This window comes from Lactobacillus kullabergensis (assembly GCF_000967195.1).
In the GTDB taxonomy this organism is placed as follows: domain Bacteria; phylum Bacillota; class Bacilli; order Lactobacillales; family Lactobacillaceae; genus Lactobacillus; species Lactobacillus kullabergensis.
In genome coordinates, this window is record NZ_KQ033871.1 from 1,766,080 (window position 1) to 1,788,988 (window position 22,909).

Here is a 22,909-nt window from a genome sequence, read left to right on the forward strand (position 1 = left end):
AAATTATACATATAGCATAAAAGAGCTTAAAAATAAATTTTAGTCTCAAATTTTTACCATAAAGTGACATGCTTTTTCTATGGTCATTCCCTTTCACTACTTTTTGATGATTACTGAAGAAGCCGAATTGAAGTGGCTAAAGAAATTCATGCACCACTTATGCGGTAATCAAAGAGATAGTATCGGAGTAATTCCAACGGATACTTAGAAAGCTTCTATCGCAAAATTAAATAAAGTGAGCATACTGCATTTGGCTGCGCCAACTTCCACAATCTGTTAACTAAAATCAGATTGTCAGAAAATAAGGCAAAATAAAAAGAATCAAGTAGCTAATAAACTGCTTGATTCTTTTTATTTACATCAACGACAATGAGCAATTATTTATTTAATTGTCATTTCTAATTTTGCCAGTTGTCGAACACTTTTATAATTAACAAAGTTATAACCATAGTTAAAATTAACGGAATAATCATTTCCCAAGCCGTCAGAGTTTGTACTTGACTGCTAATCGTAGCTTCCCAAAAAGTGATTAATCTTATTTGCCACGCCCAAGGAATCACGGGCCAGATAAAATCAAAAAGACTGGTAATGCTTAAGCCTGAGATTACAACACCAAAAAAGCCCAGAATCATGGCACCACCAACATTAAGCTTTAATACTATCCATTGTTCTAGTTCGTATTGAATAAGACCGAAAAGTGCAAAAATAAAACTGGTTAGTAAAATTTTAATAAAGGATATATTATTTATCTGAAAAGCAAATCTTAAAATAAAGAAATAAATTAAACTCATTCCGATAATTTCAAAGAAATATAATAACCAATAATAAAATAGCTGCAGCCCAATAGTTAAGCCTTTTTTGCCAGGATTAGCCAACCAATTTTTACAATGACCAGCTTTTTCTTCCCGATCAAAAACCAGACCGATAACAATGCTAATAACTAGCGGAGAAATAAGCGCCAGCAATTCGTAAAAAGTTATTATCATAACGGATGAGTTTACAATGCTTTTTCTTGTACCATAATAAAATCCCATTAATAATGGATAAGCAATTAAAGTTAACAAATGTAAATATAATAAAAAACTCCGCTTAAGTTTAACGTTTTCTGACCGAAAAATATTTTTAAGCATTTTTAATTACCTGCTTCTTAAATGATCTGGCAGCGAGATAACTGAGCAAAATGAAAAGCAGAATAGCTGCTGCTATAATCAAATAATTATTTGAACCTGCCACATTATGACTTAGAGGTAATCCGTTAATATTCATTTTTATTAGCGGTACTGGGAAAAGTTCAGACCAGGTAAATGGCCAAATTTTGCCAAGGAAATAACTATTTACTTCTATGCCGCTAAAAATTCCGGCAAAGGCCAATACAATAGTTACATATATATTAGTAAGGCGACTAAGCCAAATATATAATGGAATTTGCCAAAGATTAACTAACCAAATACCCAAAATTGCTAAAAAACAAGAGATCAACGAGACACTGATTTCAGAAATAACATAAAGCAAACTTACAAAAAGAACTAAGAATAAAGAAGAAACTAATGTTAAAAGTGCAACGTGTAGAATTCTACCTAATTCATAATCAAATAAATTGTAAGGTGAGCTCAAAATCAACTTATAATTCGTGCTATTTTTCTCGTGTCGGTCAATCAGCCCAACAACCAAAGCAAGCAATAAGGGAAACCAAATGGTACTCCACTGATTAATGACACTTTGAATAGCATAACCAGTAGTGGCAAAAAGCACTGTCACTACAATTATTACTAAAAGAGGATAAAGCCACAACAACTGTCTGACTAAAGTTCTTTTTGTTTTTATTATTTCAATAGACAATGAATTAAGCATTCGTTACACCAGCATTCATTAAAGTATCATTAAATAATTGTTCCAGATTTTCTGTATGATCTATAGTTTTTTCAAGCAAAAGCTGGCCTTTACCGATAATACCAATTTTATCGGCTAGACGCTCGACTTCAGAAAGCATATGACTAGAAATGATAATAGTAATGCCTTCTTTCTTAAAGCTAGTAATTAAATTCCGCAATTGCTGAATGCCCAGTGGATCAAGTCCATTTGTCGGTTCATCCAAAATTAACAACTTGGGTTGACCAACTATAGCTAATCCAATTCCAAGTCTTTCTTTCATTCCCAGAGAAAAATTTTTTGTCAGTTTTTTCCCCGTATCGTTAATGCCTACTTTTTCCAGAATTGGTTGTATTTTATTTTCTTCGACCCCTCTTAAACGACAAACTACCTGGAGATTTTCAGCAGCCGTTAAATTTCCATAAAGAGGTGCATTTTCAATCAGGGAACCAATAGCAGATAAATCCGCTCTAGACCAATCGTGACCAGCAAACGTAATAGTACCGCTAGTAGCGGGTATGGTTCCTGTTAAAATCTTCATTAAGGTAGTCTTACCTGCGCCATTAGGTCCTAGCAGACAATAAACCTGATTTTCTGGGACGTGTAGGCTTATTTGATTGAGTACAACTTGATCTTTAAACTTTTTTGTTAGTTTATTTGTTACTATTAAGTCAGACATGTTTTCCCTCTTTTATAATAATTTTTGTTGTTAAAATATACTCAAATAGTTTTTAATGCTAAACTATATAAAAGCAATTTAGCAATATTAAAATTAACTTGTATAACATAATAAAGATGATTATATTATATATAAAAAAGCAGGTCAATATATTTTGTAATAGTAGATATCAACCTCAGTTTTTATAGCAGGTTTGAATTATGTCTCCTTTTGATGATTATATTAAGATCAAAATATTGTTTTTGAAAATTGTTTCTTTTTCGTGAATAACATAGGATCATTCCAACGGATGTTTGGAAAGTTTCAATCTAAAAATTAAACAAATTGGGCACACATCTTTTGGCCACGCCAATTTCAAAAATCTTCTGATGAGGATCAGATTGGAAGAAAAAATGAAAAGAGCCTAGCGATTTATTATATATTTTATTCTTTTCATTTACTCTTTATAAACAAAATTTGACAAAGAACTGTTTTTGCCTTTTCTTTCGGATTTTAAAGCAATAGCAAAAGTTGCAATTTCATTTTGATCTCACATACTTAAATGAACACTTTCCTTTCTCAAATGATATTCTATTTGCACTATTATTTGAGTACTACTTATACTTCTTAGGTTCTTTTTAAATGATTTACTTGGCCGTATTTTACTCATAAATTATCAGCAAATTTGATATTTAGTGAAATTTGCAAAGTCAATTTATACGGTCATAATTTTTTTGTTGTTTTATAAGTTTTAATATATAAACGAATTAGCTATACTAGTGCATCTTTGTATAACTAATCCATTTCTTGTGTTACCATAGAATACAACGAAAGTGCTACAAGCGCTTTCAGATATTGATAAAAAGGGGATTTTCTCAATGAATCAAAAAGTAGTCATCATTGGTGCTTCTCATCCAGGTCATGAAGCAGCCATCGAGTTATTAGACAGATATCAAGATCTTGATGTCACTATTTATGAAGCAAGTGATTTTGTTTCATTTATGTCTTGTGGAATGAAGCTCTTTTTAGAAGAAAAAACTACCGGACAAGACAATGTACGCAATTTTTCACCTTCTGATTTAGAAAAATTAGGTGGTAAAATTGTCAATAATTCGCAAGCAGTTGCCTTAAATCCGGCGAATAAGGAAGTTACAATTAAAAATACCCAAACTGGTCAGACTGAAGAAGTTAATTATGACAAATTAATTTTGTGTCCAGGAGTTGATCCACTCCAATTACCTGTTCCAGGGGCAGATTTAGACTACGTTTATTTAATGCGGGGCTATAGTTGGGCTAAAAAGATCAATGAAGCTCTTCATAATGATGAAGTCAAAAATATAGTTGTTGTAGGTGCTGGTAACGGAATTGCTGCCGTTGAAGCTGGTGTTTTAGCTGGTAAACACATGACTTTGGTTGATGCCAGCAACCATATTTTGGCTAATTATTTTTCAAAAGACTTTACCGATGTTTTTGAACAAGAAATGCGAGACAAGGGTGTCGATTTAAAGCTTGATACAAAAGTTACTGGTTTTACCAATGATCACCTAGTCCAAACTGATCATGGTGACATTAAAGCTGATTTAGTCATTGTTGCTGCAGGCATTGTTGCTAATACAGACTGGCTTAAAGATACTATTAATTTAAACCAACGGGGTTATATTGAAACAGACGAATATTTAAGGACTAATCAAAAAGATGTTTATGCTTTGGGTGATGCTATTTGGCCACTGTCAATCCCGGCTAATAAAAGGATGCCAATTCCATCAGCAGTCGCTGCTCGCCACGAAGCAAATTACTTAGTACAACATTTGTTTGAAGAAAAACCAAGCCGTCCATTCCCAGGCTTAGTTGGCGGACAATTACTAGAATTTGGTGATGTACATGCAGTAGTTAGCGGTCTCCCACAAAAATCTGCTGAATTTGCCGGCATTAATGCTGCAACTAGCATCTACATCGATCATTTGCGTCCAGACTTTATTCCTGCAAATGATAATCCGTTAGGATATATTTCCTTAACTTATAATAAGGACACTCATCAGATTCTTGGAGGTGCAGTTATGTCCAAGCATGATATCACCGCTCAAGGCAATGTCTTAAGTTTAGCAATTGGTCATAAATTAACATTAGAAGATTTAGCTGAGCAAGACTTCTTCTTCTCACCAAGTTTTGATCGGCAATGGAATATTTTAAACTTAGCCGCACAACATGCGCTAGGTTTACACAAGTTTTAATTAATTTTAATAGGTGCCAAACCTTGTGAAATACCCCATTTTAGTGTCTTACTATGTTTAGTAAATTTAATAAAAAAAAGAAGTTTTGTAACTCTTTAAAAATAATTAGCCGCTTGATGTGTGGTTAGTTGATGAAGAAATAAAAGACTGTCCTTAACTACGAAATGAGTCCCGAAAGTTTTCTAACTCTCGGGACTCATTTTAATGATTTTCTTCTTTTTTCTTAACTTGGACTATTTATCATATCACATATTTTTGTAAAAAAAGCTTTGATACAACCCTCTATTTTTAAATAGCCACTTAATTATTTTTTCCCATAACTAAATTATCAGCATTAGCAATCAAAATCCGGTATAATTTTATTCCTGTACTTTTAACTAATTGGGATTAGCTGCTTATCTTCTAATTTGTAAGTATGGGTGAACTTACTTTGCAAATCCTCTGGAATATGGTGATCAATCTCAACCACTGTCAAGTCGGAAGATAAAATCATTTCATGAATTTCATGAGCAGTTTGTGGGTCTAATGATGCGGTACCCTCATCAATCAATAAAAAGTTACGATTATATAAAAGGGCACGCGCAATTTCTATACGTTTCTTTTCCCCACCTGACAAGTTAGTTCCGTCTTCTTGAATTACGGCGTCAAGGCCAATCTTTTGCATTAATGGCGTTAAACCCGCTTCTTGAATGGCATGCTCAATCTCTTGGTCTGAAAAGTCCCGTCCCAAAGTCAGGTTAAAGCGCAAGGTATCATGAAAAATATTCGAATCCTGATTGACTTCTCCAAAGTAATCAGGCTGAGGAGAAACAGCTTTACCATTTGGTTCAACTAATTCCACTGTTCCCTTATTTGGTTGGATAATATTTGCCATTAATCTGAGCAAAGTGCTCTTACCCTGGCCACTGCGACCAGTCAGCAGAATTTTATCACCGCGATTAACCGTCAAGCTGGCATTTTGAATAATAGTCTTATCCTGATAGCCAAAAGTCACATCATTAAGTTGCAAGTCTTTGAAATTTATTGTCGTCATCTCGTCACTGAGAGTAGACTGTGGTAATTCCTTGATATTAGTCAGTTTCGTTAACAAGGGCTTAGCTGAGTTAATCGTTGTCATTGACCTGTTGATGGCCAAGATAGAATTCACGATCCAAGAACTGGAATACTGAACCATAATAAAGGAAGAAAGAGGCAAGCGCTTGTCTAAAACAAATAAAATACCAATCCCAATGGGCAGAAATGATAAGGTATAAGCCAAAATACCAGCCAGTAAATTGCTCATGGCAATCGTATTTTCCCGTTTCTGCTTCGCTTCAGCTGTTTCAGTAATTGCCTTCTTACCTTTCAGTAAAAAGAAAGGCATCGCATTATAATCCAAGATTAGGTCAATGTGCTTGAGATAATCCGACATAAATCCTGTGTATTTGCCAACACTAGCACTCCAGGCTTTAGAACTTTCCATAACCCGTTTGGCCATAATTTTTGGAGCAATTGCTGAAATAACTGAGAAAAGCATAAAAACAAGAGTCAGGATAAAGTTCGCATTGATAGCCATAGCCAAACATAGCAGCAGGTTAACAATAGAAGTGATTAAATTAAATACTTCTTTGACGTAATTATTTTCTACCAACTCTAAATCATTGGTGACAAATGATAACTTATCAGAAACTGGTCCTTGCTGTTTAACAAAATCTGAAGATAGCAGATCACTGCGCACGTTTTTATTGAAGAGGTAGATGTTCCGATTTAGTGTCCTCTCGTAAAAGTAGCGGGCAACAGTTAATAAGAAAATAATCAGAACAATCAAACAGACTTCTAGAACTACTCGTCTTTTATCACCAGCTTCAACCATGGCAAAGATTTGCGAATAAGACCACGTATTAAAAGGAGTAGCAAGACCTACGATCAGGGTCAACAAAAAACATAGGATTATGCTTTTGTTATCAAAATATTTTTTCATAATTATTTTTACCTTTCACTTATATTTAACATATTTTGCTAAAATGGTCTTGTTCCATAGAAGCAATATGATTTATCTTGTTTAAATCTTTTCCGTTGCTGTTTGTTCTTTTAATTTAATCATAATTTTATTTTAAAGTATATATTTATTTTGTAAGAGGTATTTTTTTTAGACTAAGTGGTTATTACTAAAAACTAAAAAGCTTCCGTCATTAAAAATAAATTTAACTAGCAGAAGCAATTAGGAATTGTTTAGTTCAAAAATACTAACGTTTCTACCTTTAGAATTTAAATATTATATTAAAAATCTTGATTCTAATTACCGAGATAATTTAGGCAAAATAATACACTCAAATTTATTCTAAATTTGAGTGTATTATTAAGACCTATAATTCTTTTTTAGTTTAACTTGGTAATTTTTCTGCTACTTAGTTTATAAATATTATCATGTAATGCCGCAATTTTTTTGTCATGCGTGACTGTCAAAATTGCTTTTGCTCACCTGATAGTGTATTTGGTTTCCTTTTTAAAAGAGATTCTATGTTCAAATATTTGTTCAACTTATGCATTCTGCTTTTAATTTCATTCGCCATATTGTCGATCCAACTATTATTCGTATAAATTTCTCTTCTTTCGTACTTTCATCTAAATGATATATATAAAGAAGAGTAATGGCATTAACAAAAATTGGGATGAATATAACAAGGATATCGCTATCAAAAATCAGCTGCAAAATACCATGAATATCCTTCAGAACAAGATCATTTAAAACATATATTGCAATTACAAAGTTATTTAATAATTCAATCAAAAAGCTAAAACAAAAATCTGTTAATTTAAGAACATTTTTAGTCACTAATAAATCAAAACCTTACATATATTATAAATAACCCTAAAAAGAGAATACCGCATTTCATAAAATTAATAATATCCTTGCATTTGTCTCTTCATTAAATTATGACTAATTTTTTCACCTCCTTTAATTATTAGTAGCTGATTCTGCTTGAGCTTGGGCTTCGACTTCTGCTTTTGTGTTACTTGGCTTTAATTTGATACCATAACCATATTTAACATCACTAGCTCTAACATAGGCATCTCCCAGCTCCATTTTTTCGCTTTTATTGGAATAAATCTGATGAATGGTCAGATTGTAAAACAATTCTGCCTTTTGATCAGCTGGCACCCAAAGATATAGTAATTTTTCAACTCTTAAGTAATTGACTTTTTTAGAAATCTTTTGCCCATTATGGTCTTGCATGCTGCCATCTGCATTATAAACATCAATATCTTTATAGAGACTAACATAACTGAAATTTTCTGCATTATAGTCATGGACTGGCAATTTCTTTTTAGCTTTAACATTTGAAAACCATAACCAATGATCTGTTCCCTTAATACGGTAAATTTTAGGCTCAGGCACGAACTGCCCTCTTTGATTCATAATATATGCAGCGGGTGATCCAGTTTCTAAACGATCTACTTTAAATTTAGTACCAGCTTTCGCAATTTTTACTTTTTTAGTACCATAAATCGCTGTACCTAACTGTGCAATTGCCGTCACAGTAGTTTCTTCAGTTGGTGAGCCAATTACTGCTCCAACATTACCAGCCTTTAGGTATTGCTTTATTGGGCCCCCAATTCGGTAGTACCGTTTACCGTTTTTAAAACGTAAAGCACTCCCATAGGTAATTATTGTTCGGCCCTTTCTGATTAAATTTAAACTGGCTTTACGAGTACTAGTGGCATAAACATAGGAGTTATGTTTAACTTTGCGCTTAACCCCATCTATATTGGACGCTTTGAGGTAGCGATTTTTACCTTTAAGCTTGTAGTAAGGCTGTTTTTTAATTATTACCGGCTCATCTTCAACTTTGACAGTTGTAAAGGCACGGTATTTATTTTTAGTACGCTTGCCAGCTTCAGTATAAGCTACCGATTTATGCATAATAGTTTTGGTAAGAGTGTGATTAGCTGCTTGGACAGTTGGTGCTGCTTGACTAGTTATTGTAAAGATTATTGCTGTACTAAACAAGCCAGCGACCAGCAGAGCAGCTATTTTCGTCTTTACTTTCATTTATAAACTCCTTTCTAACTTACTTTTAATATTATTATATCTTCTTTTTGCTTTGTCTTCGGCTTTTGTGTTGCTTGGCTTTGATTTGATACTATGAACAAACTTGACATCATTTGTTTTCGCATAGCCATCGAGTACTTCAATTCATTAAGTATGCATGGTTACCTATAGATACTTTTAACTCTTTCTCTTGCTAATCCTGAGATGTCAACAACATAATTCTAGCCTACTACCAGCCAAATACTGAATAAATCAAAAAAGTACACGCAACAGCGACAATCATATACGAAATACGACAAATAATATATAATCTCTTTACTAATTTTGCCCGTTTTGCATTATAAATATAGGGAATACTTGTATAATGCTTTCTTGCTTTTTAGTTAAATCTGCATTCATATACATTTCTGCTAACACAGTAACAATGAAAATCAAATTTCCTATAAATAGAATAACAACTTCTGATGTAAAAAAAGCCCAGCTTAATAACAGAACAATAGCCGCAATAAACCGGCTGGCATTTATCATCACCACTTCTCTCTCAATTCCAGGCTTTGCTACAAACTCTACTGTAGAAGCTGCGACTTCTTTTCGTGATTCCAAATTAAGCTTATGCCAAGCTTTTAACTTGAGATAAATCATATATAGCGATGTTATAAATACAATAGTAACGAATATTAAAATAATAATCTCGTAAATCAAAACGTAAATCGTAGTATCCATAAAAAGCTCTCCTAGTTTATCATGTTTTGCAAATATTTAAAGGGTTGCGATGTTTTGATTATTTTAGCAGGTTAAATACTGTAAACTTTTTTATTTCATACACTATACACTGCCTTAAGCTTTAGCATATCATTTTTTATTGATATAACAAATACCCATTGAAATAAAATAATTACAAAAAGTCTAAGATCGCTAAAACTTCGAGAAATTTTTTGCTCTGCTACTTCTACAAAAGATAAGTAATATTACTATCTTTAGATTAGACCGTTCTTTAAAGGATTTTTATTCCATATAAAAAGAAGCATCCATGCGAATATATAGAAAGAAATTAATTTCTGCTCTACTTTTAAAATCCATAGAAATTCATTTATACTTTTATGATAGTCATGTAAACAATATTCTTAACTATCATAAGGAGGAAAAATGAATTTCAAAAGGAAAGTGATTAAATTAAATAGTAGCATTGCTTTATCCCTGGCATTACTTAGTTGCGTAGAAGTGGAAACAAACAGTCTTCATACTGTCCAAGCTTCTAGCTACCAGAAAGCAAAGCTTACTCATAATGCTTTTATTTACGATAGCAAAGGAAGAAGAAAAATTGGCTTTATTTTTAAAAAGGGCAAATTAATAAAAGTCTATAATAGGAAAAAAATAAAAGGAAAAAGCTTTGTTAGAATTGGTAAGAATAAGTACATAAAAAAGGTCAATATTAGAAAAATAAAAAAGTGCCTATTTACTATTAACCTCGAAAATTATGTTAGTGCGCACGTTATACCGCAAAAAGACAGTGCATTTGGAAATGATTTTATTGGCAATCAGAAAATATATAAAACACAAAAGGATTCAGATGGTAATCAATGGCTGGCAGTAAATAAGGATAATTGGCTATTAAAAACTGACGTTGAAAATTCAAATAAAAAAGATAAGGATGTTGCGGACCAAGAAAATAGACCTATATTATCAAATAGTCCAAAAAAAACTATTGCTGAAATTACAAATAATAAATACGTAAAAGCTATTGAAGACAGCTTTCTCAACCAGTTAAATACCTTGCGAGAAAGTAAAGGCATTAGACCTTTTAGCTACGATGAGACTTTACACTCATATGCCAAATTACGTGCTAAGGAAACTCTTCGAAACTATAGCCATGTTCGACCTAACGGCGAAAAAACAAAGTTTGGTGAAGTTTTAGCTGGTGGCACAGCGAGTGCTTATGGTTCACCTGAAATAACTGCAAAAGAAATTTTAGATTGTTTTATTTATTATGATGCTGCTTCTAACTGGCAACACCGTGATTTATTGCTTAATCCCAATTATACAAAAATGGGTGTAGGCATAGCATGGGATAAAAACACAGATTATGCTGATGCGGCTGTGGGTTTCAATCTTATCGCAAATTTTTATTAAGTACATTAAGCAGCTGCTATAAATTATTAATGGACAATAAATTTTGAAATTGATTTTAATCATTTGTTTCCATATCAAAATTATTGTTTTAGCCACAGACACATGATCTGCTTTATTCCGTCTTATAAGATTGCCCGCTATTCTATAAATCAGAATGCTATTCTATAAATCAGAATATAGTTTAATAACTTAAGCTGATAATATATAATAAAGGAATACAAAAGATTTTAAACTTATTTTATTCTAATATTTTGGCTATTAAAAAGTATCTATGGGGGTATGTGAGTGAAATATATTTTAAAAAAAGACTCAAAAAGAGTAATAGTTTACTTTATTTTAACAATTATTTTGGCGCTATTAATGGTTTCGAACTCGCTTGTATTAAAGTACATTATGGATGTAGCTTCAAGCAAAGGTTTGAATAAATATGTGTCTTTGGTTATAAATGTATTGTTATTTATTTTGGTTCAGTCTCTGGCATATTATTTGCAGCAGCTAAATTCACAATTTTTAGCAAAAGAAGCTGTTTCGGTCTATCGTAATGTGGTTTTTGAACGTTTGTCAAAGCAAAGACTGCTAACACTTAATTCAAATGAATCCGGTCAATACATTTCATTATTAACTAGCCAAATGGACAATTTAGGACAAAACTACTTTTATACATTTTTTTGGGGTTTATATTTACTACTACAATTTCTTGCTGCTAGTTTGCTATCTTGGATAATAAATCCTGTTATGGCGATTTTTGCTATTATTTTAAGTATTCCTAATATCCTTATCCCGTTAATTTTTAAAACAAAATTACAAATTAAAAAAAGTAAAACAATAGAGGCAACTAATAATTATATCAATGAAACAAATGACTTATTTTCTGGTTTGACAGATTGGAAAGTGAATCGTTCTGAAGCCGCGGTGGTTTCAGAAGAAAAAATGATTAACAAAAAATTGTTACATTGTGAAAAAGACGAGCTAAAGACTGAAAATACAGTGACGGTTTTCAATAAAACTTTTTCTGACTTTTTATATTTTGGTACGTGGTTAATTGGAACTTTTTTCATCATAAAGAGCAATTTATCAATTGGTCAAATTGTGGCGTTTACCCAACTAGTTACGAATATTTCTTTTCCTATTTATAGTTTTTCTGATCTTTTTTCTCAATGGATTGGTGGAAAAAAAGTATTTGATTCAATTGAAAATGAAACAAATAAAGAAACAATTACCTCGGACAATGAAAAAAACATTGATGCTTTTTCTAGTATAGAATTAAAGGATGTAAGTGTTTCTTTTGAAGAAAAAAATGTTATTGATTCACTGAATCTTAAAATTAAAGCTGGGAAAAAATATCTAATTGTTGGTAAAAGTGGCAGTGGTAAATCTACTTTCATCAAGCTTATTACCAAACAATTAGATAATTATGGAGGAGAGATTCTGTTAAATGGAATAAATATTTCAAAACTCACAGATAATCAAATTTATCAAAATTTCAGTTACTTACCACAAGATGGCCATGTTTTTGCAACCACATTGCGTAATAATCTGACTTTATATAAAAGTTATCCGGATGAAATTATAATTAAAGCATTAAAGTTTGTAGAATTGGATAAGTGGGCCAATGCTGAATCGTTGAGTATGAAACTAGGAAATTCAGATACAAAAGTATCTGGTGGAGAGGCTAAAAGAATTGAATTAGCAAGATTACTACTTAGGGAAAAAAGTGTGTTAATTTTGGATGAATTTTCTTCTGGAATAGATAAGGCTACTTTACAAAAAATTGAAAGCAAGCTTTTAAGTTTACCTATTACGTTATTATACGTAACCCATACTTATAATAACGACTTGATAGCTAAAGCAGATGAAGTTATTAAGTTTTAAAACTTTTGCGGCATTAGTTATTGTCAACTGACGGTTATCTGAATATTATAATTTTTGTTCAAGAGGAGTTCTATTGATAGTAGAGCTTCTTTTTATATTAATTCATAATAATATCCAAAGTTTAACCCACTGTTTAGCTGAAAAACATTAAAAATAGAAATAACTAATTTAGTTTCCTGGCTTTATGCATAATTTTGGTTTAAATACTTTCAAAACATCTTTACTTGATTTATATTTTTGAAAGCCTATTCAAAGACAGCTTATTATTATATACTGTATGTAAAGTATTTAATCAATTTTTGAGGTGATTACATGAAATTAAATAAAAAGTTTGTTTATGCTTCCATAGCAAGCATTCTTGCTATTAGTCCTATGCTACCCGCAGTAATGCCAAGCAATACAGAAGTATTAGCTGCTAAGACTGATACTCTCACGTTGAATCATAATTCTTATGTTTATACGGCTCAGGGCAAGCGCACCTATTATAACGGTAAAGGGACATTGCGTATGGGCACCACTGTAAACGGTAGTGCCAAAACAACTTCAATTAATGGTAAAAGCTACTATCCTTTAACCGGTGGTGCCTACGTTAAGGCGGCTAATGTTGGTGTTGTCAACAAACAGGTACAAGATGGCAACTTGGAGCTCAATTACAATTCTTATGTTTACGATAAGAATGGTAAACGGCTATACAAATTCCGTGGCAGTAAAAAGAATACGCATTTGCGCAAAGGCACCCCTTTGAAATACTCTGGCTCTGTAGAAAAAATTGACCGGAATAGCAAACAGTATTTCCTAGTCAATGATGACAACTATAATCAGTCATGGCTCCCCTATGAAAAAATTGGCGGCAAATACTACTACAATATTGGGGCTGGCGGCTATGTTAATGCGGCAAATGTTGGGCAGATAGATAATAAACCACTTTACACAACTGATGTAAGTGTGAAAGTTAATACAACTAGTGCTATACGGGTTGGCACCGGTAAAGAGCGTACAAGTATTAAACCTGGAGAAAAGGTCAAAGTTGATCGCGTCTCTCAAGTATTGTCTGGACCATCATACAGAGCTAGTTATCGCATAAGCGGAACAAAGACAGGCTTTTTCGCCACATCAATAGTAAACAAAAAGCCCAGACAGCAGCTTCTAAACTATACATATTTTACTTATGTTTCTGCCAGCAAGAATACTGATGCTTATGATGCCAACGGACAGGTTCGTTCAAACCTAACGGCAACAAATAGTGCAACTACTTCTTTTGCTAAAGGCACTTTCATACCCGTTGATGAAGAACTATACATTTGGAATAACAATGAAAACAAGGCTGAGTTATATTACCACCTTGCTCCAAATACAACTGTGAGTGACATTTTTTTCCAGAGAATTAACAAAGACAGTATGACTTTTGTTAAAGCAGCTGACAGCAAATTTGTTTCTGGACCATTGTTAAAGCCTGTTAATACAGTAGATGAAGCCAAAACAGATGCCAAGGCAGCTACTGAAACTGATAAACAAGACTTGCAAAAAGCAATCAATCAAGATGAAAAAGTTAAAGCAAGTGAGAATTATCAGCAATACAGACATGAAACATATGATGCAGCTTTAGCATATGCAAAGCAAATTAATAGTTCAAATACAGCCAGCCTGCAAGAGGTTAAACAAATTACACTCACCTTAAAGAATCAACAGAATAGTTGGTTTCTTCCAGCTGATGAATTAAAAGTTAATAGTGAGTTGGCTTTAACGAAACCATTCTAAATACTTTTTACCCAGTTTGATAAGCAAAATTATCAAAAATTTAGTTAGATGAGCCATAGAACAAGTTCACATTTTATTAAAAGGAATAATTCTTTGATAGTGTGCTGTAATTTGGGACTGTTTATTAGATTCCAATTGAGGATTAATTTCCGATATTTAACGAAGTTAGTCCTTGAAGTGACCTCCAAATTTAGGACAAATTTGGGGGTTATTTTTTAAGCTTTTTAAAAAATTTGCGACATTCATTTTTGAGCGAAAAAGGAAATGAGTTTGGCAGCTAGATCATACAGCTTATCGCCAAGAAGTTGCCCATTTGATAGGGAATCAGGTGTAAATAAAATATACCCGAGGACAATAAAAAGGTTTACAAGGATCAAATCAGGCAAGCTGATGTTAGTAGGCTAAAAGAGAATAAAAAATAAATATATAAAAAGCGATCCTCGTGGACCGTCTTAGACGTCTTACAAGTGACTGAACTTGCTTACACGTTTAGTTAAACATGTCTGACGTTATCTAATTCTCTTGTATCATGTAATTACCACAATTCGAGATGTGTTTAATATCGTCAAAGATATTTTTAACGAACTACTTAAGTAGTATAAAAGTGAGACCTAAGATTTTATCTTAGGCTACTTTTATAGGTGTAAATAATTGAGCAAAATTAATTAAAGATATATAATCTCTATATTAAAATATTAATTTATTAAAATGTTATATTATTATAACATTTTAATATACATTATAGGAGAATTAATTATGAAATTTAAGTATATTGTTGGATTAAGTGTTGCTGCTGCAACCTTTGCGACAGTTGCAACTCCATTAGCAGTAACAAGTGTCAAAGCTGAGGCAACAAGTGATAGTGTAAGCAATAATTATGTACCTGTTAAGGCAGCTGACGTAAGTGATACAAACACTCTAGTTAATAATCAGGATGTGTCTGATAAAACATGGTCTAACAAATTAGCCAAGGCTGGCTATGTTTTCAAGTTAGCTAAAAATGTAGCTACTGCTGATGGCGGATTGTATCAAAGAAAAAATGGCTTACTTAAAAAATATAGTTTGAGGTATGCTAAAAAAATTTTTGCTAAAAACATGTTATTCAAAATAGATCGTGTTGAATCGGAAAAAAATGGTTCCTTAGTTCATATTGTGTCGCAAAATGGCAAATATAAGTTTTGGACTAACTTTTTAACCGGGACATACAATGTAAATGGTCTTAGAAAATCGCTTAAACCATTAATAAAAACCGAAGCAGAAATAATCACTAATACTCCTAAAGAGAAAATAGCAAAAAAGCTAGTTACTGCCGAAAAATTGGCTGATAAATTAAAGGGTTTAGATAAAAAATTGGCTCAAGAATCAATTACTCAACTGAAGCAATGGACTAATAACGAAGTTTATGCTAATATACCTGTTCTTCTAATTGGTAGCCTGTAAGATAAGTGAACAAGTTTTTTATTTACTGCTGCTATCAAAGTGATTTCTTATTAATTTTCGAAGCACATGGAGCAGCTTAAAGTTGAAGGACTAAAAGTAGCAAATAGGCTAATTGGTCTAATTGTGAAATTACCAGGTAACGAAAAAAGGGAAGACTGATTTAACAGCCTTCCCTTTTGCTATACGGCTTCAAATTCACAAACATTTATTTGCTGCAGTTTTAAACCTTGTAGCTCTATGTTTCGTAGCAACCTCACTAAATGTATATTATGTCAACTAGTGATTGGTCTAATTAGGCTTTTAACTTTTTAATTATAGGTTGGAAAGAATAACATATGTTGAAATAAATGGGAATTAGCAGACATTAAAGAAAATAACTATTAAAATTTTAACAGAGAGGTAATTAAAATGAGAAAAAAGAAATTATTTATTAGCATAGCAGCTGGAATATTGGCAGCTACTTCTATATCTACTTTAACAATAGATGGATACCAAGCTCATGCAGCACAAGCTACTAACCAAGATGAAAATAATGAGCAAGGCACTTTAGTCTTAAATCATAAGACACGTGTCTATAATAAAAAAGGGCAAAAAGTATATTCATATCTTAAAACCAAAGGCTTGCTACAAAAAGGCAGCTCAATTCAGTATGCTGGCAAGGTTCAAACGACAACTGATGCAATGGCTGAACGTTATTCATTTCATGATATTAACTGGAATTGGTTTTATTTACCTTATGTAACCATTAAAGGTAAAGAGTATTATAATATCGGTCATGGTGGTTATATCAAAGTTGTCAATGTTGCAAAAATAAATGGCAATGATTTATATACTAATGAAGCTTCTGCGACTACTAAGCTCTGGTCAACACAAACTAAAATACCTCTTTACGATAATCAAGGTAAACAGCTTGATAAATATTTAAGTGGTGGGCAAAAGATAATTCTAGATAAAGAAACTAATTCAGAAGAGTTTGGTCCAAAACGTATTAATACCCCACCTGCTATACAAAAATTATACCGGATTAAGGGTACAGATGAATTTATTGGTAATGTCTATATTAAGATCACTCCAAGACAGCTATTACCTTTCTATAGTGTTTTTACACAAGTATATGCTGTAAACGATGCAAAATATTATGATAAAGATGGCAAAGCATTTACGGGTACACTCCTTCGAAAAGGAAAAAGCATATCAGTAAGTACGGCTATTAAAATAATTAATCCAGATAGCAAAAAAGAGGAGCTATATTATCAGCAGGCAGATAATCCTAGATGTTTCTTTAAAGCGTCAGATATCAAGTATCTAGCTGGGCCTAAGTTATCGGAGCCGAATAAATAGTTTTAAAGTTTTAACTTTTAATAAAAGGCAAGAAATTTCATGAAAATTTCTTGCCTTTTTGCTTGCTTAATTGTGGATCTATGATCAACAGGAATTTAAGTAAATCTCCACCAATGAACTTATATGGTTCAGGTGCTTATAATGCTGGTGGACATACTCAAACTTAGGAATATACAAATAGATCAAGATCATGGCTGGTAAGTACTAAACCTAAAGACAGTTGGTAATCACAAATTGCTAGAGTTCAATTTCCTTCTTCTAGCAGAGTAAGTCATTATTATAATACTGAAATGCCAAGATTATCTTAGCTTAATCGTGCTAGTCGAGAATTTGGTATTAGTTATCAAGACTTGCTTATTGTGTTATCAATGCAAATAAAATACCTTGATTGCCAATGAGGATAATCAGGGTATGAAAGAAAGCTAATCTCTAACTTTTGCAGGGTCATAGATTAGCTTTATCAAATAAATCAAGTATAACAAAGATACTAAAAATTCAAGTAATGAAGTTAAAAGACCTACTTATCACCTATAATTGATGTGTGTACCCAAGAGATTATTTCCTATACTATTTCTTTTAATCATAATCTTAAGCAAACAATGGACATGTTAAACTAGGCTTGGTACAAATATCCGGTCTAGATTGGTTTAATCTTCCACACCGATCAAGGCTAGCAAAACCAAAATGCCTAGTTTCAAGCCTGCCTGAAAAACTATGGCATTAGCCAGTCAATGTCACGTAAGGGCAATTCGCTTGATGATGGGCTAATGGAAAGCTTCTTCGGGATACTCAAACGAGAAATGTTTTATGATTTTGAAAAGCAGTTTAAAAATCTCACTGAACCGGAAGATGCAATCAGAGACTACATTGAGTATTACAATTAGAAAAGAATCAAAATCAAACTAAAAGGACTAACTCCGCTTGAATATTGAAAGTTAGTCCTTACTTAGCAGTTAATAAAATGTCCTAATTTTAGGGTTCAAATTACCTTTTTGTTTTGTTCGAGTTCATTTTAACTGAGACTTTTTATAACTATCATTTGCTATTTACAATAAAAACAGAAATTAGCCTGATGATCTGATTATAGATTGTGATCTCCAAAATTAGAAGAAGTTTATATCCATCTAAATAGGTTATTTGTTTAATTTTAGGTTGGTTTTCAGATTATTTTGACTTTTAATTATTTATCTGCCTATAATTTATCTATTAATCACAGGCTAGTTATATTATATGTAATTTTATTTGTAAGGACTTACTTATGGCAAATAATCAGAATAACGAAAAAAATGAGAAGACAAAACAATTTTATGATTTTTTAAAATATACAATAGTCTTATTTGCGATTTTTATTTTAATTAATTTTTTACTGACAAAATATTTAATAGTTAAATGTTCCGTGTCTGGCATCTCGATGCAACCAACCTTTGAAAATCAAGAAAGAGTTATAGCTAATCGCAATAGCAAATTGAAACGAAATGAAATTGTCATTTTAAAGGCTCCGGATGAACGTAATTCCTTTTATATAAAAAGAATTATAGGATTACCAGGTGAAACTGTTACTGGAAAAAATAATAAGATTTATGTTAATGGCAAAAAAATAAATCAAGACTATTTAAAACCAGGATTTAAGCTGACGGATAATGAAGACGGTTTTTATGGTACTAAATATTCTTATACTGCTGACTTTTCAATTCGTTCTTTAGCAAGAACAAAAGAATATAAAAGTATTTATTCCCCTTCTCAATTAAAAGAAATGAAAAGTACCAACAAAGTTCCCAAAGGTTCATATTTTGTAATGGGTGATCATAGGAGCGTTTCAAAAGATAGTCGTTATATAGGCGCAATCCCTAGAAGTAAAATTGAAGGCGTTGTTAAATATCGCTATTGGCCACTTAACAGAATCAAAGCATATTAAAAAGGATTAAGTCCAAATTTAGGACTTAATCCTTTTTCCTTTCACTTTTTATAACTCTGCTAATCGTTTTTCATCCAAATGAAACATAATCATACAATAAAGTAATAATATTGCAGTCATAAACACCACCACATAGATGTTAGTCATAATTCCAGGGAGTTCACGTAAGAAATCAGCAGGTGAATAACTTATGAAATATGGCAAACGGATAGTTGCATTCATTAATAATAAAACTATTTGCAAAACTAAACCTGTACACATGGCAGCAAACTTATTTTTAATCCATAAAGAAGTAACCATTGCGAATACAGAGAACAATCCACCCCAAAGAGAAGAAAATATAATTGACAAAATAGCGTGGACAAATGGATGGGAATAATAAAGGGAGACAAACAGCATAGTAAAATTTCTAGCACCAATATTAATATTAAGTAAGTTATCGGGCTTAATATTAGGTAATATCATAAACCAAGATAAGAAGTTAAACAGCAAAGGAACAGCGATCACAATAAAACCTGTCATAAATGCGATTTTTAGGTATCCTAACAAGATTTGTTTAATGGACTTCCCCATCTTTAATTTATAAAAATAGCCGTTGGTAAAATCTTCTTTTAACAATGTACTGGCAGGTAAACTCGCTATTAAAGGTAACAAGATAAAAAATATAGTAGGTACAAAAGTAAATTGATCTATTGATATCCACATAGTATAAGGTGAGTTTGTCGCAGGAATATTTTTAGACGCAGAAATGCCACATTGTACAACGCTAATACTTATTCCTATAACCAATGCCAAAAACAACCATAATTTATTCAAACGTGACCACAAAAATTTCATTTTATTCTCCCTATTCTAGCAGAAGCGAATATTTAACATAGTGCTTTTTAGCTGGTACCAAGAAACTGAAACGTAACTTTTGATTGCGCATGTCATATGAATAGCGCGGAATAGTAAAGTCCATTGTAAAAGGCTGCTTGCCGTGTGCTAATGCTTTATAAGGATTAATACTGTGGTGACTTTTGTCATACAACTTTACTGAGGGATTGCTTGTACCATAAGAATTATTTAGATACATATTTTCTATAAACTTAGGATTGTTTTTTCTCTCGCCATAGAATGGCCGGCCAGTTTGACGTATATGAAATTTGACTTTGGCTTGTACAACATCCTTACTTTTCTTAACTGCAGCTTCATGAACAATAAAGTTAACATGATAGGCTTTTACCAATTCATTTTTGTGAAAAAGCTGTTCTTTAGTCACACCATACTGCTGAGGATGGGCGTTTACCTGGCGGTAGCGATAAAAGCCCACGCAGCCAACTACAATTATTATCGCAATGAAGAAACTCCATAATAATTTTTTATTTTTCATGATTAATTGTTCCTTCTTGTACATATAGCTTTTGCGTGGCGACTTTGTTTACAAATTCATGATCATGCGAAGCAATAACAAAGGTTGAACCTTTATGGTTATATCCATCAATCAATCTGATTAATTTACCAATACTTTCATGATCCAGCGCATTGGTGGGTTCATCCAGAACAATTAACGGATAGGCTCCAAGAAAAGCCTGTGCAATTCCTAATTTCTGCTTCATCCCCAGTGAAAATTTCTTAACTTTTTGTTTAGGAAACCTGGTTAAATCAAAGTACGCCAATAAATCATTAATCTGCTTTTCTTGAATATCTGGGTCTAATTTCGCTAATAGTTCTAAGTTTTTATAAGCAGTAAATTCTTCTATTAAACTGGGATTTTCAATTAAAATTCCCGCTTTAATTGGATAAGGCTCTTGGACCTTCATCTTCTTACCATTAACTATGACTTCCCCACTGGTATTTATTAAACCTAAAATTGCTTTTAAGATTAACGTTTTACCAGAACCATTTATTCCTTCTAAAACAGTGATACTACCTTCTGGAATATCTGCACTAACATCATGCAATAGTGGCCGTCTTTTCACTATTTTTCCTACTTGCTTTAATTCAATAAAACCCATTTTTTACTCCTTAATCTACACTAAAGAAATGGTCAATAATCCCATAAACAATCACCATAATCAAAGTTGCCAGCAATAATAATAAAAAACCAGGGAAATTAAATCTCATAATTATCAAGTTATTTAAAGGATTTAATTGCCATTTTAAAAGAGAGGTCATTATCAAAAATGAAGCTGGAATAATCAGACCCAATGCCGAATTAAACTTTCCAATTGTACCTTGCAAAAGAAGCGTCAGATATATTCCAAAAAAATTGTTGATGAAAAGTAGTGGGATCGCCTGCCAGTCAGTTAAATTAAAAAAAGACAAAGAGGGCAATTTAAGTAAAGCCGTAACAAGCAACATAACTAAAAGTGTAACAAACACATAGGCAAAAGCTATTACTCCCATTAACAACATAGTGACAACAGTAAAATTTTTCGGTGGAATTTGTAATCCTCTTAGGTGCATAATGGTAGTTTGCCAAAGCTGTTTAAAGCTATTTAGCACAATAAGCAGTGGTATTAAGAAATAGACAAGCCACAAAATAAAATTAAAAGATGCACCTTGACTGGTATCGGCAAAGAAAAGATTAAATATAGAAGTATGTGAACTATTAATTAGCTGCGTACTGAGAAAAATAATTGAAAAGCAGATCAAACATAGCCAGCAAATAAAACGGAAGCGGATTATTTGCCATAAATATAGTAATTGATTCCAAAACAAACGTTTCATAAAGACCTTCTTTTTAAGAGTGAGGACAGCCGCAACAATAAAGATAAATTAATTTGACTATTATAAATAGCCAGTTTTTGTTTCTTATTTTTTAATTATCGTTTAATTCTATACGTTCATAGTACCATTTTAGAATTATTAAAAATAGTAGAATTAGACTTTTAATAATCCGGTTCACTGTAACGGTCAGTAATTAAATAGACAATTAGCATTAATAGCGTTGTAGCTAATAACAGCAGAATATTGTTCTTATTGACACGCAGAAGCATTAAACTATTGAGCAGATTATATTTCCAAGTGGTGTAAACAGTCATTATAAGCCAACTAAAAGGAATAATTATGCCCAGTGGAGCATTGAAGCGACCGATAGTTGTCTGAACTATCAACAACAGAAATATTCCTAAAAAATTATTAATGACCAGTACTAATAAAGCTGATAATCCGTAAAATTGCATTAGTTTAAAACGTCTTAGCCAGGAAAAATCAGTCACTAAAGCCATAATTCCTTCTGTTAGTACCACATAAATGAGGGAGATCAATCCCATTAACCCAACATTAACTACAGCAAAACTTAATGGTGAATATCGCAGCCCTCGCAATTGCATTCCCCTTACTTGCCACAATTGTTTAAAACCGCTTAAGACTATTAATAGCGGTACTACAAAATAAACAAACCAAAAAACAGGCAAAATAACTTGGCCTGATTTAACAGCGTTAAAATCAACACCCATGAAAAAAATAGGAACTATAGCAGAATTCGGCATTAATTTCAACATCAGTATTACAAAGCTTATTAAGCCTAACCAAAAAAGAAAGCGCGATTTTATTAGTTGCCACAAAAATAAAAATTGGTCCCAAAATAAATTTACAAGAGATGCTTTTGAGTCTACCGCTTTAGAATGCAATTGTTCTCTCCTTATTTGTTTACACTCGCACTAGTCAAAAATGAA

19 protein-coding genes and 2 pseudogenes are annotated in these 22,909 nt (G+C 32.2%); 10 read left to right on the forward strand and 11 right to left on the reverse strand.

The window, feature by feature from the left end:
- Positions 1 to 79 precede the first annotated feature (79 nt).
- Positions 80 to 208, forward strand: a complete 129-nt coding sequence (locus tag JF76_RS10520; protein ID WP_261982743.1) for a hypothetical protein — start codon at positions 80 to 82, stop codon at positions 206 to 208.
- Between the two features lie 190 nt (positions 209 to 398).
- On the opposite strand, the gene JF76_RS08815 is transcribed toward JF76_RS10520, so the two are convergent.
- From JF76_RS08815 to JF76_RS08825, 3 genes are read right to left on the reverse strand one after another with little or no spacing between them, the layout of a single operon-like run.
- Positions 399 to 1,130: an ABC-2 family transporter permease gene (locus JF76_RS08815; RefSeq protein ID WP_045928699.1), complete on the reverse strand. Its 732-nt coding sequence runs from the start codon at positions 1,128 to 1,130 to the stop codon at positions 399 to 401.
- Positions 1,123 to 1,851 (reverse strand): lantibiotic immunity ABC transporter MutE/EpiE family permease subunit, encoded by a 729-nt coding sequence (locus JF76_RS08820; protein WP_045928700.1) that lies wholly within the window; start codon positions 1,849 to 1,851, stop codon positions 1,123 to 1,125. The genes JF76_RS08815 and JF76_RS08820 overlap by 8 nt, the downstream gene beginning before the upstream one ends.
- Positions 1,844 to 2,548, reverse strand: a complete 705-nt coding sequence (locus tag JF76_RS08825; protein WP_045928701.1) for a lantibiotic protection ABC transporter ATP-binding subunit — start codon at positions 2,546 to 2,548, stop codon at positions 1,844 to 1,846. Before JF76_RS08825 ends, JF76_RS08820 begins: the two co-directional genes overlap by 8 nt.
- A gap of 290 nt (positions 2,549 to 2,838) precedes the next feature.
- Here JF76_RS08825 and JF76_RS10270 point away from each other — a divergent pair.
- Together JF76_RS10270 and JF76_RS08830 are read left to right on the forward strand one after the other, a co-directional pair.
- A pseudogene (locus JF76_RS10270) lies at positions 2,839 to 2,955 on the forward strand (hypothetical protein); the annotation flags it as partial.
- A 450-nt stretch (positions 2,956 to 3,405) separates the two neighbouring features.
- Entirely contained in the window at positions 3,406 to 4,758 is a 1,353-nt protein-coding gene (locus JF76_RS08830) for an FAD-dependent oxidoreductase (RefSeq protein ID WP_045928702.1), read from the forward strand.
- A 373-nt stretch (positions 4,759 to 5,131) separates the two neighbouring features.
- Here JF76_RS08830 and JF76_RS08835 read toward each other — a convergent pair whose 3' ends face one another.
- The 3 genes from JF76_RS08835 to JF76_RS08850 form a co-directional block, all read right to left on the reverse strand.
- Positions 5,132 to 6,718, reverse strand: coding sequence for an ATP-binding cassette domain-containing protein (locus tag JF76_RS08835; RefSeq protein WP_045928703.1), 1,587 nt, complete (start codon positions 6,716 to 6,718; stop codon positions 5,132 to 5,134).
- A 978-nt stretch (positions 6,719 to 7,696) separates the two neighbouring features.
- The gene (locus JF76_RS08845) at positions 7,697 to 8,791 is read right to left on the reverse strand and encodes an SLAP domain-containing protein (RefSeq protein ID WP_045928705.1); all 1,095 of its coding nucleotides are present in this window, start codon (positions 8,789 to 8,791) and stop codon (positions 7,697 to 7,699) included.
- 318 nt (positions 8,792 to 9,109) lie between these two features.
- Positions 9,110 to 9,514 carry a hypothetical protein gene (locus tag JF76_RS08850; protein WP_045928706.1) on the reverse strand — a complete coding sequence of 135 codons (405 nt, stop codon included), beginning with the start codon at positions 9,512 to 9,514 and terminating at the stop codon, positions 9,110 to 9,112.
- Between the two features lie 423 nt (positions 9,515 to 9,937).
- Between JF76_RS08850 and JF76_RS10015 the strand changes: the two genes are divergently transcribed.
- From JF76_RS10015 to lepB, 7 genes and pseudogenes are all read left to right on the forward strand, one after another.
- Positions 9,938 to 10,921 carry a CAP domain-containing protein gene (locus JF76_RS10015; protein WP_052697111.1) on the forward strand — a complete coding sequence of 328 codons (984 nt, stop codon included), beginning with the start codon at positions 9,938 to 9,940 and terminating at the stop codon, positions 10,919 to 10,921.
- Between the two features lie 285 nt (positions 10,922 to 11,206).
- Positions 11,207 to 12,793, forward strand: a complete 1,587-nt coding sequence (locus JF76_RS08860; RefSeq protein WP_045928707.1) for an ATP-binding cassette domain-containing protein — start codon at positions 11,207 to 11,209, stop codon at positions 12,791 to 12,793.
- Between the two features lie 312 nt (positions 12,794 to 13,105).
- Positions 13,106 to 14,551: an SLAP domain-containing protein gene (locus JF76_RS08865; protein WP_045928708.1), complete on the forward strand. Its 1,446-nt coding sequence runs from the start codon at positions 13,106 to 13,108 to the stop codon at positions 14,549 to 14,551.
- A 756-nt stretch (positions 14,552 to 15,307) separates the two neighbouring features.
- Complete coding sequence (locus JF76_RS08870; protein ID WP_045928709.1) at positions 15,308 to 15,991, forward strand: hypothetical protein; 684 nt, start codon at positions 15,308 to 15,310, stop codon at positions 15,989 to 15,991.
- Positions 15,992 to 16,399: 408 nt separating this feature from the next.
- On the forward strand, positions 16,400 to 17,332 hold the full coding sequence (locus JF76_RS08875; protein ID WP_045928710.1) for an SLAP domain-containing protein: 933 nt from the start codon (positions 16,400 to 16,402) through the stop codon (positions 17,330 to 17,332).
- A 512-nt stretch (positions 17,333 to 17,844) separates the two neighbouring features.
- Positions 17,845 to 18,213, forward strand: a pseudogene (locus tag JF76_RS10450) (transposase); the annotation flags it as partial.
- Positions 18,214 to 18,590: 377 nt separating this feature from the next.
- Complete coding sequence (gene lepB, locus JF76_RS08880; RefSeq protein WP_034981125.1) at positions 18,591 to 19,247, forward strand: signal peptidase I; 657 nt, start codon at positions 18,591 to 18,593, stop codon at positions 19,245 to 19,247.
- 48 nt (positions 19,248 to 19,295) lie between these two features.
- Here the strand turns inward: lepB and JF76_RS08885 are convergent, their stop codons facing one another.
- The 5 genes from JF76_RS08885 to JF76_RS08905 all read right to left on the reverse strand — a co-directional run bounded on the left by JF76_RS08885 (position 19,296) and on the right by JF76_RS08905 (position 22,723).
- The gene (locus JF76_RS08885) at positions 19,296 to 20,084 is read right to left on the reverse strand and encodes a membrane protein (RefSeq protein ID WP_045928711.1); all 789 of its coding nucleotides are present in this window, start codon (positions 20,082 to 20,084) and stop codon (positions 19,296 to 19,298) included.
- 10 nt (positions 20,085 to 20,094) lie between these two features.
- On the reverse strand, positions 20,095 to 20,619 hold the full coding sequence (locus JF76_RS08890) for a hypothetical protein (RefSeq protein WP_045928712.1): 525 nt from the start codon (positions 20,617 to 20,619) through the stop codon (positions 20,095 to 20,097).
- Positions 20,609 to 21,244, reverse strand: coding sequence for an ATP-binding cassette domain-containing protein (locus JF76_RS08895; protein WP_045928713.1), 636 nt, complete (start codon positions 21,242 to 21,244; stop codon positions 20,609 to 20,611). The genes JF76_RS08890 and JF76_RS08895 overlap by 11 nt, the downstream gene beginning before the upstream one ends.
- A gap of 10 nt (positions 21,245 to 21,254) precedes the next feature.
- Positions 21,255 to 21,959, reverse strand: a complete 705-nt coding sequence (locus tag JF76_RS08900) for a hypothetical protein (RefSeq protein WP_052697112.1) — start codon at positions 21,957 to 21,959, stop codon at positions 21,255 to 21,257.
- 161 nt (positions 21,960 to 22,120) lie between these two features.
- Entirely contained in the window at positions 22,121 to 22,723 is a 603-nt protein-coding gene (locus tag JF76_RS08905; protein ID WP_167594943.1) for a rhodopsin, read from the reverse strand.
- Positions 22,724 to 22,909 lie beyond the last annotated feature (186 nt).